The sequence below is a fragment of the Streptomyces sp. NPDC087859 genome (assembly GCF_044742595.1).
In the GTDB taxonomy this organism is placed as follows: Bacteria; Actinomycetota; Actinomycetes; order Streptomycetales; family Streptomycetaceae; genus Streptomyces; species Streptomyces canus_F.
The window spans coordinates 196,094-208,523 of sequence record NZ_JBIUUU010000013.1 but is presented as its reverse complement, the minus strand read 5'-3'; the positions used below and the strand labels follow the sequence as shown (position 1 = coordinate 208,523).

The window sequence follows — 12,430 nt, the reverse complement described above, 5'->3', positions numbered from 1 at the left end:
CGCCACCTGGTGGGCGCGCCGTCCGGTTCGGCTCCTGCCGGTGGCCGCCGACCGGCTCGCCACCGCCCCTCGGCACAAAGGGACCCGATCCGGCAGCTTCGCCGGCGCTGACTAGCAAAGGCCCGAGTCCCGGCCCAGTCCTGCCGAGCGGATCGCAGGTTTGCTCAGTCCGACTGTTGACGTCGGTCGAGTACCTCGAAGTGGGCTGACCGCTCGTCGAAGGCGGAGAGGACGGCCCGGGCGGCCGCCGGCACGTGTGCCTGCTCGTAGTCCTCGCCCATGAACGCCTGCACCGAGGACAGGTCGTCGAACCACATCAGGGTCACGAACTCGACGTCGTTTTCGCGCTCGCGCCGCATCAGATCGATCGACTGGAACCCGGGGATGTGCCGGGCCTCGATCCCGGGGATGACCTGCCCCCGGACGATGCGCTCGTAGGCGTCGGCGTTCGCCCTTGTGGTCCATCCGTGCCACACACGACAGATCATGAGCGAAGTCTAGGAGCAGTGCCCCACAGGGCTGTTGACGGGATGCCGCGTCGCCCGTCGCCGACCTGGCTCGTCCGCCCGCTCAGGAACGTCGGCGGCGAACAGGCCGGGCAGACGCTGGAGATGCCTCAGTGCTGGATCAGACCGCCGACCGGGACGGGTGCGACGTGCCCGTCGGCCGGAAGGGTCCGGGCCAGGGCGAGGCCGATGTCGACCAGCGATGACCGGCGCATGGCGGCCACATCGGCGAACGGCGTCCAGACCGACTCGACGATCTCGCCGGTCGGCTCGGGCCGTAGCCGACCGCCGGTGATACGGACCCGGTAGAAGACGCCGACATTCTGGTGCTCGACTCCCGCACGCGCGGAGGCCGCGGGGATCACTCGTGAGTCGACTCCCAGCAGGCGATCCACCACCGCGGCGTATCCGGTCTCCTCGGCGACCTCCCGGATCACCGCATCGAACGGATCCTCCCCGTGCTCGACCCTGCCGCCCGGAAGCGTCCAGCTGCTCCCGCCCTCCGGCGGCACGTGACGGGCGAGGAGCACCCGCCCGTCCTGAATGCATACGGCATACGCCGCCAACCGAAAACTCATGCCCGCCTCCCCGCCAGACCCTATTCAACGGTCAAGCGAGAAACGGCCGGACCGTCGTGAACTCGGCCGCCCTCGGGTACTTCTCCGGTCCTGGCTGGGCAGGAACGGCGAGTTCACCTCACGCGACGGCCGTCCCCTCGAGCTCGACCAGCTGGCCAGGGATCGCCAGACGCGCCACCCCGAGCATCGTGGTGGCCGGCGCCACCCCGGCGGTACCCAACCGCGCCGCGAGCACGCCGTAGTGCGGGAAGAGCAGATCTACGTCGGTCGTGTAGACGTTGAGCCGGACGAGGTTCGCGAGAGACATGTCGGCCTCGCCGAGCACGGCCTCCAGATTGTCGATGCTCAGCGCCAACTGCGCCGCCATGTCACCGTCATGCTGGGGCTTGCCGTCGCCACTCATCGCGGTCTGCCCCGAGATGTACAAGGTCCGCGTGTGCCCGGAGACGACCTCGCCCTGGTTGAACCCCATCTCCACCGACCACGTCACCGGGTTGACCGCCGTTCGCTCCACTGCCACTTCAGCTCCATTCGATGCATCGCGAGTGCGTCCGCCCGTCAGCTCGGTAGCCGCCGGCCCTGACGCCGCGTCAACGAGCCTCGCAACAAATCACGACACCCACCGTCATGTATTCGGCTAGCGTTCTCGCATGCGTGCCGACCGGCTGGTCTCACTGGTTCTCCTGCTGCGCCAGCGCGGTCGGCTGACGGCGGACACCCTGGCTCGCGAGCTGGAGGTGTCCACCCGCACGGTGCTGCGCGACATCGAGGCGCTGTCAGCGGCCGGTGTACCGGTCTACGCCGAACGCGGCCGGCACGGCGGGTTCGCGCTGCTGCCCGGTTTCCGGACCGAGCTCACCGGACTGAACCACGACGAGGCGCTTGCCCTGCTGACCGCCGGATCAGGGCGGGGCGAGCAGGTGTTCGGCCTCGGCTCGGCGCTGGCTTCGGCCATGCGGAAGGTGGTCGACGCGCTGCCCGAGAGCCACCGGGCCACCGCGAGCGATGCGGCGCAGCGATTTCTTGTCGAGCCGGAGACCGACCTGCTGTCACGCCGGCTGGTCACTGATCAGGTACCCGGCACCACGATGATCGAGGTCCGGCGCGCGGTGTTGGCCGGGCACAAGCTGCGCATCCACTACGCGGCCTCGGGCCAGACCGCACAGTGGCGCACGGTGGACCCGATCGGCCTGGTCACCGTACGCGAGCGGAGCTACCTGCTCGCCACGAGATCCGGCGCGGACCGCACCTATCGGCTGTCGCGGGTGCTGGCGGCCGAGGAGCTCCCCGAAACAGCGCAGCGGCCGTCTCGCGTCGATCTGGACCGGATCTGGCGGGAACGCTCCGCGCGGTTTCTCTCCGGCGGCGATCACCTCACCGTGCGGGTGCGGGTGGCTCCTGCGCGGCGGGAGGACCTGCTGGACAGCGCGCTGGCCGTACGGGCCGAGGAACCCGACGCGGACGGCTGGCTGCGGCTGGAGGTGACCTTCCAGGACGCAGAGCACGCCGAATGGGCGCTGTGGCAGCTCAGCACGGACGCGGAAGTCCTGGCCCCGCAGTCGTTGCGGACATCCCTGCGCGACCGCGCCGCCGCGATCACCGCTCGCTACACACACTCATCGTGACAGGGCCGCGTGAGGCTGGGGATCGGACGCTGTCCGCCCGGTGAACCAGGGGCCCTGGCGCCCGGGCCCTGACTGCCAGGGGTCCGGCTCAATACCGCTGGGCCTTGGCGATCTCGGCCGTCAGTTTCGGCTCGGCCGGCTTGCGGCTGATGGCCAGCGGCTGCGCCCGATCGCCGGGCTCGAGGTCCTGCACACCGACGAAGCGCGTCTCGACGACCTTGCCGTCGGGGTCCCGGAAGTCGACCTGGACGGCGTAGGACGCCGTCTTTTCCGTCCGGTTGGTGATGTTCACGACGAGGGCGAGCAGGCCGCCCGTCTCCGCGCGCGGCAGGCCGGTCATCGAGACATCGGCCGTCGCGTTGCCCCGGCCCTCGACGTCCGCGAGCTCCTTCTGCGCCGCCTCGTTGGCGCGTGCGGCCTCGGCGGACACCGATGCCTCGAACGCGGAGGCCCGTGCGGAGGCGGAGGAGGCCGCGGCCGAGGCCGCCTCCTTGGCGGACGCCTTCACGGACTCCCCGATCGAGGCGAGGGCGGATGGCGATGTGCCGGAGAACGACGCCGTGTCGGCCGCCGTCGGAGTCGGACTGAACGAGGAGGAGTCGTCGCCGTCGCTGTCGGTGCTGCACGAGACGAGCGCCGCCGCACTCACGGCTGCCAGCACGAGCCCGACGACCGGGGCCGCGATTCGGCGTCGCTGTGAGGGGTCCTTTGCCTGTGATACGTCGGCACTCATGCGGTCAAGCCCCTTCCAGCGGAACATGTGATGGTTCGCGGCTTTTGCCGGTCTCCATCCTGTGTCCCACGGGATCGCCGGGCCACTTCACGGGGGCCATAGGGACCGGCGAGTGTGGCAGCGCAGTGAGCGTATGGGGCAGGTGTTCGATCGGTGCCTCGCTGACCCGGCATGATGCCCCCATGGAAACTGGGTTCCCGTGGGGGTCCACGCCGACCGTCGATCTCCGTCTGTGGCGCTCCGACGCCATCGTCCTGTTCGACTGGCTGATGAGCACCGACCTCAACACCGTGCCGATCACGCATCCGGCTCAGAAGCAGGCTCTCGCCGACCTGCTGACGCGTTTGGAAGAAGTGGACGTCATCGAGTCCACCGAGGAGGAGATCGTCCAAGCGCAGGAAGAGGTGGCCCAGGACATGGGCTGGTAGGGCCCCGGAGTCACTCGGCATCTACAAGGTTCGACCTCGGGGCGAGACACAAGGACACTCAGTGCAAAGGGCGTTGGGCCGGAGGGCCTCTGCTGCCTCACCCGCACGACGTGCGGAACCGCTGTTCGAGGCGCACCATTTGAAGTAGGGGGACGACGAGCTGTGCGGGTGGTCCTGACGAGCCGTACGGGAGGGGCTTCAGGACGGCGATCTGCGTCCATTCGCCGGTGAACCCGCGGAGGAGTCGTCATGCCGATGCTGCTCATCAAGGGCTTCTACGACGTCAAGGGCTCGCAGCCGGACGGGGACACTGTCGCTTTCACGGCCGACGACCCCTCGCAGTGGAGCCTGGTCGGCGGCGGGCTGGGCCGCGCCGTCGAGCACAGCGCAACGGGCCGCGCGAAGCTGCGGCTGGACGCGATCGACGCGCTCGAGACGCACTACGGCGCCAACCGAGTCCACCAACCCTTGCAGTTCGCTCACGCCGCACGCGACGAGCTGCTCAACTGGCTTGGCTTCACCGACGTTCAGCGCCAGCCGGACGAGACCGTCACCGCCACCACGCCGGAGACGGTTCCCGGGTTCGTGCTCACCCGCGGTTCCGATGTCCACGGTCGATGCATCGCCCTGGCAGGGCGTGGAACTGCGCCAGGGACGAGCGGCCTGGAGATCGACGTCGACGTCACTGTGCTGAGAGCGACGGTCAACCACCATCTGCTCACGAGCGGGTTGGTGTACCCGACGTTCTACCGCAGTCTGTTCACCAGCCTGCGGGTGGAGATGGCCACAACAGCGAAGCAGGCCCGAGAGGCGGAGCGGGGTCTGTGGCCGAGCGATGTCACCACGACCGGGGCGAAGATCACCGGCCTGGCCTCCCTGACGGACGACCTCGTGCTCTTGCCGAAGCTGTTCCGCCGCATGGTCGACTACCTCCGGCTCTCCATGCCCCTGACGTGCGTTCCGGCCTATCTCGCCGGTGCCAGGGACCGGTATTCCATCCTCTCCACCGGCGAGCGCTGCGTGGGCCTGCACCGGGTCGTTGAGGTCACGAACGGTCAGACCCTGCGGATGACGCATCCGTCCGAGGACCTGCTGTTCGAGGACGCCTGAGGTCATGCCCTGAGGGCAGCGTGACCGGTGTCAAAGAGGTGTCCGTCCGCCTCCTGCTCAGGGTTCGTACCCGTAGTCACCAACTGGGCTTGGCGACATCGTCGTAGGGCCACGTGCGGCCCTTTGACATCTCGAAGTGCAGGTGCGGGCCGGTGGAGTTGCCCGTGCTGCCGATCGTGATGTCACGGGGCCCGGCGGAATCCCTTGGACGTATCGGCCGACGCCTCCGCAGGGATCGGCGGCAGACCCGCGGCGAGGCCCGGCAGCAGCACCGGCTCCAGCCGCACGCGCTCCTGAGCGGCAAGGTAGCGCTCCAGTTCCTGCGGCCGATAAGCCGTGTCCCGGTCGTAGCGTTCCTTGGCGGGGACCGCGAGGAACTCGTTCCCGTCGGGCTCACCCTTGTCGTCCACGGCCGAACCGAGGGGGCGATGCAGCGGCTTGGACAGGCGGTACATGCCTGTACGGGAGGTATGCAGCATGCCAGAACCGTCGGGCCGTACCCGGAAGTCGATGCTCTGCTGCGGCTTCATCACCTTCGGCCCGGCCTCGCTCAGCACGTCGGTGTCGAAGTCGAGACCGTATCTGCGGGCCTGATCGACCATCCACAACAGGGCGACGTCGGAAAGACCCGCCTCTTTGTAGCCGCCGCCGACATCGGCGTGTACCCCGGCGAACCAGACCTGCTTGAGCTCCTGGCCCTCCCGGTCCGCTCCTGGCTGCTGATGCCACAGGGTCGGCCGGAACGCCGAGCGCTGTTCGTCGACGGACAGAGCGTGGAACGCGGACCTGACCCAGCTGCTCAACTCGGTGTTGTGGAACGCCCATCGGCGGTTGAACCGGTCTGCCGCCGGACGCAGCCAGGCCATGTCCGGGACCGGGATGCCGAGGGCGCCCACCGTGTCCCACACCCCAATGAAGTGGATCTCCGTCTCGCGTGCGTACGAGCGGCGGAACAACGTGGCCGCCGCGCCGTTCGGTTGCTCGATCCGGTCCCGGTACAGCGCCCAGGCCTCCGGGATCCGGTCGGCGTGGTCCCGCCGCAGCACACCGCAGTTGCGGAGCAGTCCGACCAGGCTGCGAGCGGTGAACGCGCCCCGGCTGAAGCCGAAGAGGAACAGCTCGTCGTCGGGTTCGTACGTCTCGACGAGGAACTGGTAGGCGGCGGCGACGTTCCGGGACAGCCCCACGCCAAGCGCGCCGCCACGCAGCCGCTCCCGTCGCTGGGTGCCAACGCCGCTGTGGTAATAGACGCGTTGTTCCTTTCCGTCGGCGGATATCGGGCGCAGGGCCAGGGCGACCTTGGCGACGTTCGTCTTGCTCGGCTGGTCGGCGAAGTTCCACGTGCCGTCGCAGCACACGACCAGACGCTTGGCCATGATCATCCCTCCTTAGTCTGCCCATCAATGGTGGCGGATCTGACCAGCCGGACGATCCCGAGCTCTGCCACGAGACCGAGGATGACCGCCAAGGCGATGGGTCGGGAACGCGTAGGTGGCATATAAGAATAATATTCTTATTTCCGACACTCTTCCTTCTGGGGTAGCAGTCCGCGGCCGCCCTTCTCCGGGGGCGGCGTCGGAGGGGCGGGAACCCCGATCGCGACTCTCAGGTAAGGACCAGCCAGCGGCGGCCGTCGATCAGCTCTCGGGCCGCGTCGAGGTGGCCGGCGTGGCACGCGGTCTCGGTGATCACGTGCAGCAGCACGTCGCGCAGGGTGTGCAGGTGTGGTTCGCCGAACAGGTCGTGGGGCCACCAGGCCAACCCCGCGTCGGCGGGGGTGGCGGTGATGACGGCATCGGCGAATGCCGCCTCCTGTCGGTATCGGTCGAGCACGTCGACGGCCGGGACCTCCGGGGACACCTTCCAGGCCTCATCGTCGCTCGTCAGGCCGCGGGCAGCACGGGCCGTCGTAGATCCTGCGCGTCGAGCCCGTCGAGGATGTCCACCACGTGGCGCCGTTGCCCGTGCAGGACTCGGAGAAGTGCCTTGACCTCATGGTCCGGAGTGTTGTCGCGCAGATTCTCGGTCACGGCCACAGGATCCCCGAATCTCCCCGGCCGGGGTGGGAATTGCCCGACAACCGGAGCGGAACTCCACCAACTCGGTGTGTAGGTGAGGCGGTTGGCGCTTCTCACAGAAGTGCAGAGGCTGTCGGACGCAGGGTTCGTCCGTTCTACGTCTGCTCGGTCGGCTGCTGGGCGGCCCCGCCCGCGCCGACGCTGACCAGCCCTGTCTCGTAGGCCACGATGACGGCCTGGACGCGGTCACGGAGTCCGAGCTTGGCGAGGATGCGGGCGACGTGTGTCTTGACGGTCGCCTCGGCCAGCTGGAGGCGGGTGGCGAGTTCGGCGTTGCTCAGCCCCCGGGCCAGCAGGGCGAGGACTTCCAGCTCACGTGGGGTGAGCGAGGCGAGGTCGCGATGGAGGGCGGCGGTGTCGCTGCCCCGGTGTGCGAACCGCTGCACGAGACGGCGGGTGATGGTGGGTGCGAGAAGGGCGTCGCCGGTACGGACCGTACGGACCGCCGCGGTCAGTTGCTCGGGGGTGACGTCCTTGAGGAGGAAGCCGCTGGCTCCGGCGGACAGGGCGGCGTAGACGTACCGGTCGAGGTCGAACGTGGTGAGGATGATGACGCGGGGCGTGTCGGCGACCCCGGTGAGGATGCGGCGGGTGGCCTCCAGGCCGTCCATCTCGGGCATCCGGATGTCCATCAGGACCACGTCGGGCCGGGTACGGCGGACCGCCTCGACGGCCTCGCCGCCGTTGGTCGCCTCGGCGACGACGTCGATGCCGTCGGCGCGGAGGATCAGCCGGAATCCGGTGCGGACCAGGGTCTGGTCGTCGGCGAGGAGCACGCGCAGCGGCTCGGTCACGGTCCCTCCAGGGGGATCAGGGCTTCCACACGGTAGCCGCCGGTCAGGCGGCGGCCGGTGTTGAGGGTTCCGTCGTGGACGGCGAGGCGCTCGCGCAGCCCGATCAGCCCCCGGCCGCTTCCGACGGCCCCGCCCGAGTGCCCACCGGTGTCGGTGACTTCGACCCGGAGCCGGTCCGGGCCGTAGTCGACGGTCACGGCGGCCCTGGCGCCGGACGCGTGCTTCACGGTGTTGGTCAGGGCTTCCTGGACCACGCGATAGGCGGCGAGTTCGAGGCCGGGAGGGAGGGCACGGGGCGGCCCGGTCACGGTCAGGTCGACGGGCAGTCCGGTGTCCCGCACCCGCCCCACCAGCGACTCCAGTTGGTCCAGGCCGGGTTGCGGGGTCAGGTGCTCCGCCGTGTCGGCCAGGTCCGCACCGCTGGACGTCTCCTCCTCGTCGGCCATGGTGAGCAGTCCCATGACGTGGCGCAGTTCGGTCATGGCCGCCCGGCCACCCGCCTCGACGGCGAGCAGTGCCTCGCCGGCCTCCTCGGGGGAGGTGTTCATGATCTTGCGGGCGGCACCCGCCTGGATGATCATCACGCTGACGTTGTGCGTGACGACGTCGTGCAGTTCGCGGGCGATCCTGGCCCGCTCGTGCTCGACGGCCCGGCGCAGTTCCTCGGTCCGTTCCCGTTCCAGGGTGGAGATCCGGGTACGGCCCTCGTCGGTACGCAGTTTCCAGGTGCGCAGGCCGATGGCGGCCACGGCCATCGGTATCAGGATCAGCAGGGCGATGTAGTCGTTGGGGACGATCGGTGTCACCGAGTCCCCCGAGGTGCCGACCAGGACGACCGACACCGGCAGCGTCGCCAGGGTCGCCACCCGGTACGGGCTGTACACGGCGGCGCTGTAGACGGCGATGATGAACGCGTAGAAGGTCAGCCGCAGCACGCTCTGCGGTGTCGCCAGTGTCGCCGCCGTCACGACGCACAGCACGGCGAGCGGATAGCGGCGGCGCAGCGCCAGGGCGCCCGAGGCGACGACCGCGAGGGTCACCATGAAGGCCAGCCCGCCGGGGCCCGACGGGCGCACCACCGTGTACGCCACGCCGGGTGCGATCTCCCGCACCACGACGACGTCGACGTTGTCGAGGCCGTAGTAGACGGTGGAGATGCCGATCACCAGTGCCAGCAGCGCGTCGAACTGCCAGGCGCGCTGGGTGGGCCGCAGCGGCGGACCGCTCGGAACCCTGGCGTCGCGGACCGTCCGGCGGGCGGCTTCCCGCATCCGCTCCAGCGTCGTACGTACGTCCGTCACCGGATCATTCTCGCCGCCGCGCGGACCCGCGGAGTCCGCCCCCGTGGTCATTTCCGCCGTACCGGATACATCACCCGCCTACATCGCAGGGATGACGTCCGCGGGGCTCATCCCAGCTCGGTACCGCAAGGGGTTCGAGCGGGTGACGCGTGCCGGCCGGGCCCGCTTCTAGCGTTCACGCAGCCAACTGCCCTTACCCGAGGAGCCTTTCATGACCATGCCGGTGATCGAACTGCGCGAGGTGAGCCGCCGATACGACGACGGCCCGCCCGCTCTGCACGAGGCGTCGCTGACCGTGCTGACCGGCGAGGCCGTTGCGATCCTCGGCCCTTCCGGCAGCGGCAAGTCCACGCTGCTCAATCTGATCGCGGGCCTGGACCGGCCCGACGCGGGGACCGTCACCGTGGACGGGGTACAGGTGGACCGGCTCGGTGAGGCCGGTGCGGCGCTCTACCGGCGCTCGAGGATCGGCATGGTCTTCCAGTTCTTCAACCTGCTCGACGATCTGACCGTCACCGACAACGTCGAGCTGCCCGCGCGCCTCACCGGCATGGCACGGGGCGAGGCGGGCCGCCGGGCGGCAGAACTCCTGGAACTGCTGGGCATCGACCGGCACGCCCGCGCCTACCCGGGACGGCTGTCCGGTGGCGAGCGGCAACGCGTCGCGGTCGCCCGGGCGTTGATGAACCGGCCCGCGCTGCTCCTGGCCGACGAGCCGACCGGGGCCCTGGACACGGCCGCCGGACAGGACGTCAGCGAGCTGCTCTCCGGCCTCAACGCCGAGGGCCAGACCATCGTCGTGGTCACCCACGACCTGGCTCTGGCCCGCTCTTGCACGAACCGCACGGTCCATATCGCCGACGGCCGGATCACGCAGGACACCGGGTCGCAGGCCGTCACCCCGCAGGCCGTCCGATGAGCGCGCTCGGCAAGGTGGTGCGCTCGGGGGTCGCCCGACGCCGGGTGCAGACGATGGTGGTCGGGCTCGCCACGATGATGGCGGTGGCCGCCTCAGTCCTCGGGGGAACCCTGCTCGTGGTCTCGGGCGCGCCCTTCGACGACGCGTTCGCGCGTCGCCACGGGGCGCATCTGTCCCTGCAGTTCGACGCGGACGCGGTCGGCGCCGGACAGCTGTCGGCGTCCAAGGACGCCGAAGGGGTGAGCGATGCCGCCGGCCCGTTCCCCACGGCGACACTCACCCCGCGGTCGGACGGCATGGGCGGTCCCGGCTGGCCGATGACCGTGGTCGGCCGGGACGGTCCCGGCCGGGACGTCGACGAGCTGACACTGCTCGATGGCCGCTGGCCCACGCGCACCGGCGAGATCGTGGTGTCCGCCGACTCCGCGCTCCTCGCGACCCTGGGCATGAAGGTCACCTTCCCCGGCCTGCCCGGCGACCCGACGCTGACGGTGGTCGGTGCGGCCCGTTCGGTCACGCAGACCGCCGACGCCTGGGTGCTGCCGTCCCAGATGCCCGCGCTCACCGCGCCCGGCAGCGGCGGCCACCAGATGCTCTACCGCTTCACCGACGCCGGCACCGACGCGCAGATCACCGCGGGCGGCAAGGCCGTGACCCGGTCCCTGCCACAGGGAGCCGTCGTCGGCGAACAGTCCTGGCTCACCGTCAAGAAGACCGTCGAGCGCGACACCGCCCTCTACGTCCCCTTCCTCATGGCCTTCGGTGCCCTGGGCCTGGTCATGGCGGTGCTCATCGTCGGTAACGTCGTCGCGTCGGCCGTCGGCACGGGAACGCGCCGTATCGGGGTCCTCAAAGCCGTCGGCTTCACCCCGGCCCAGGTCGTAAGGGCCTACGTCGGCCAGGCGCTGATCCCGGCCGCCGTCGGCGCGAGCTTCGGAGTCCTCGCCGGGCATCTGCTCGCCGTCCCCGTAGTGGCCGAGGCCCAGGACGTCTACAGCACCTCGTCCCTGGCCGTCGCCCCCTGGGTCGACCTGACGGTGATCGCGGGGGTGCTCGGTCTGGTGGCGGCGACCGCCTGGGCGAGTGCCTCGCGGGCCGGCCGTCTGCGTACCGTCGACGCGCTCGCCGTCGGGCGTACCGCTTCGGCGGGGCGCGGCCGGCGGGCGGCCCGCCTCGCCGGACGGCTGCCGCTGCCGCAATCCGTCGCGCTGGGGCTGGCCCGTCCCTTCGCGCGGCCCGCCCGCGCGCTGGCCATGGGCACCGCCATCCTGTTCGGCGCCATCGCCGTCACGTTCACTGTGGGGATGGGCGCCTCGCTCGGCCAGGTGATGGAAGCAAGGGCCCACAACGCGGCCGATGTCGTCGTCCCCGCGCCCGTGCCGGACTTCGGGCCCGGGGGCCCCGGCTCCGAGCAGCAGCCCGGAGTCGATCCCGCCGCGGTCGCCGCGGTCATCGAGGCCGAAGCCGGGACCGGCAGGTACTACAGGGCTACGAGGGTGCGGGCGACCGTGTCCGGCCTGACCGGGACCGTCGAGGTGAACTCCTTTGCCGGCGACGCCTCCTGGGGCGGCTACACGATGGTCTCGGGCCGCTGGATCGAGCGCACCGGCGAGGCCGTGGTCCCCACCCCCTTTCTGACCGCCACCAGCTCTCGTATCGGCGACACCGTCACCCTCGACGGCTTGGCCCAGCCGGTCACGATCCGGATCGTCGGCGAGGTCTTCGACACCCGCAACGACGGCCTGCAGGTCTTCACCGACGCCTCGACGCTCAAGGACGCACATCCCGACCTGACGGAGACGAGCCATCACATCGCGGTCACCTCGGGCACCGACGTCACCGCCTACGCCGACGCGCTGAACAAGGACCTGGCACCACTCGGCGCCACAGCGCGGGTCGGCGGGCTGAACTCCGGCAGCGACATGGTCGGCACGCTCAACGCGCTGTCCGCGATCCTCACTCTGATGCTCGTCGCCGTCGCCGCGCTCGGCGTACTGAACGGCGTGCTCCTCGACACCCGCGAGCGCGTCCGCGAGATCGGCGTCCACAAGGCGCTCGGGATGACCCCGCGGCAGACCGTCGCGATGGTCCTCACCTCCGTCGTCGTGACCGGACTGGTCGCGGGCGCGCTGGGCGTACCCCTCGGTGTGGCCTTGCACGGCTGGGTCATCCCCGCGATGGGCGACAGCGTGGGGCTTCGCCTTCCCGGGTCCGTCACCGCCGTCTACCACGCGGCCGAACTGCTCCCGCTCACCCTCGGCGGCCTGTTCATTGCCGCCCTGGGCGCCCTCCTGCCCGCCGGGTGGGCCGCCCGGGCCCGAACGGCCACCGCACTGCGCACCGAATAGGAGGCACGAC

At 70.2% G+C, this 12,430-nt stretch carries 14 protein-coding genes; 5 read left to right on the top strand and 9 right to left on the bottom strand.

Annotated features, from left to right (window positions below; all coding sequences use genetic code 11):
- Positions 1 to 164 precede the first annotated feature (164 nt).
- From ACIOHP_RS31325 to ACIOHP_RS31315, 3 genes are all read right to left on the bottom strand, one after another.
- On the bottom strand, positions 165 to 488 hold the full coding sequence (locus tag ACIOHP_RS31325) for an antibiotic biosynthesis monooxygenase (RefSeq protein WP_401892753.1): 324 nt from the start codon (positions 486 to 488) through the stop codon (positions 165 to 167).
- A 128-nt stretch (positions 489 to 616) separates the two neighbouring features.
- Positions 617 to 1,084 (bottom strand): NUDIX hydrolase, encoded by a 468-nt coding sequence (locus tag ACIOHP_RS31320; RefSeq protein ID WP_401892750.1) that lies wholly within the window; start codon positions 1,082 to 1,084, stop codon positions 617 to 619.
- Positions 1,085 to 1,202: 118 nt separating this feature from the next.
- Positions 1,203 to 1,598, bottom strand: a complete 396-nt coding sequence (locus ACIOHP_RS31315; protein ID WP_401892940.1) for a RidA family protein — start codon at positions 1,596 to 1,598, stop codon at positions 1,203 to 1,205.
- A 136-nt stretch (positions 1,599 to 1,734) separates the two neighbouring features.
- Here ACIOHP_RS31315 and ACIOHP_RS31310 point away from each other — a divergent pair, with 136 nt between their 5' ends.
- Positions 1,735 to 2,709, top strand: coding sequence for a helix-turn-helix transcriptional regulator (locus ACIOHP_RS31310; RefSeq protein WP_401892747.1), 975 nt, complete (start codon positions 1,735 to 1,737; stop codon positions 2,707 to 2,709).
- A gap of 88 nt (positions 2,710 to 2,797) precedes the next feature.
- Here ACIOHP_RS31310 and ACIOHP_RS31305 read toward each other — a convergent pair whose 3' ends face one another.
- Positions 2,798 to 3,442, bottom strand: coding sequence for a hypothetical protein (locus tag ACIOHP_RS31305; RefSeq protein WP_401892744.1), 645 nt, complete (start codon positions 3,440 to 3,442; stop codon positions 2,798 to 2,800).
- A gap of 182 nt (positions 3,443 to 3,624) precedes the next feature.
- Here ACIOHP_RS31305 and ACIOHP_RS31300 point away from each other — a divergent pair, with 182 nt between their 5' ends.
- Positions 3,625 to 3,870: a hypothetical protein gene (locus ACIOHP_RS31300; protein WP_401892741.1), complete on the top strand. Its 246-nt coding sequence runs from the start codon at positions 3,625 to 3,627 to the stop codon at positions 3,868 to 3,870.
- A gap of 249 nt (positions 3,871 to 4,119) precedes the next feature.
- On the top strand, positions 4,120 to 4,980 hold the full coding sequence (locus ACIOHP_RS31295; protein ID WP_361556138.1) for a nuclease: 861 nt from the start codon (positions 4,120 to 4,122) through the stop codon (positions 4,978 to 4,980).
- A 182-nt stretch (positions 4,981 to 5,162) separates the two neighbouring features.
- Here ACIOHP_RS31295 and ACIOHP_RS31290 read toward each other — a convergent pair whose 3' ends face one another.
- From ACIOHP_RS31290 to ACIOHP_RS31270, 5 genes are all read right to left on the bottom strand, one after another.
- Entirely contained in the window at positions 5,163 to 6,356 is a 1,194-nt protein-coding gene (locus tag ACIOHP_RS31290; RefSeq protein WP_401892738.1) for a DUF2235 domain-containing protein, read from the bottom strand.
- 229 nt (positions 6,357 to 6,585) lie between these two features.
- Entirely contained in the window at positions 6,586 to 6,840 is a 255-nt protein-coding gene (locus ACIOHP_RS31285) for a DUF664 domain-containing protein (protein ID WP_401892735.1), read from the bottom strand.
- 23 nt (positions 6,841 to 6,863) lie between these two features.
- Complete coding sequence (locus tag ACIOHP_RS31280) at positions 6,864 to 7,010, bottom strand: hypothetical protein (protein WP_401892733.1); 147 nt, start codon at positions 7,008 to 7,010, stop codon at positions 6,864 to 6,866.
- Between the two features lie 143 nt (positions 7,011 to 7,153).
- Positions 7,154 to 7,852 carry a response regulator gene (locus tag ACIOHP_RS31275; RefSeq protein WP_401892730.1) on the bottom strand — a complete coding sequence of 233 codons (699 nt, stop codon included), beginning with the start codon at positions 7,850 to 7,852 and terminating at the stop codon, positions 7,154 to 7,156.
- Positions 7,849 to 9,123, bottom strand: coding sequence for a sensor histidine kinase (locus ACIOHP_RS31270; protein ID WP_401892938.1), 1,275 nt, complete (start codon positions 9,121 to 9,123; stop codon positions 7,849 to 7,851). Before ACIOHP_RS31270 ends, ACIOHP_RS31275 begins: the two co-directional genes overlap by 4 nt.
- Positions 9,124 to 9,364: 241 nt before the next feature.
- Here ACIOHP_RS31270 and ACIOHP_RS31265 point away from each other — a divergent pair, with 241 nt between their 5' ends.
- Positions 9,365 to 10,072, top strand: a complete 708-nt coding sequence (locus ACIOHP_RS31265; protein WP_401892728.1) for an ABC transporter ATP-binding protein — start codon at positions 9,365 to 9,367, stop codon at positions 10,070 to 10,072.
- The gene (locus tag ACIOHP_RS31260; protein WP_401892725.1) at positions 10,069 to 12,420 is read left to right on the top strand and encodes an ABC transporter permease; all 2,352 of its coding nucleotides are present in this window, start codon (positions 10,069 to 10,071) and stop codon (positions 12,418 to 12,420) included. Before ACIOHP_RS31265 ends, ACIOHP_RS31260 begins: the two co-directional genes overlap by 4 nt.
- The last annotated feature ends 10 nt before the right edge of the window (positions 12,421 to 12,430 follow it).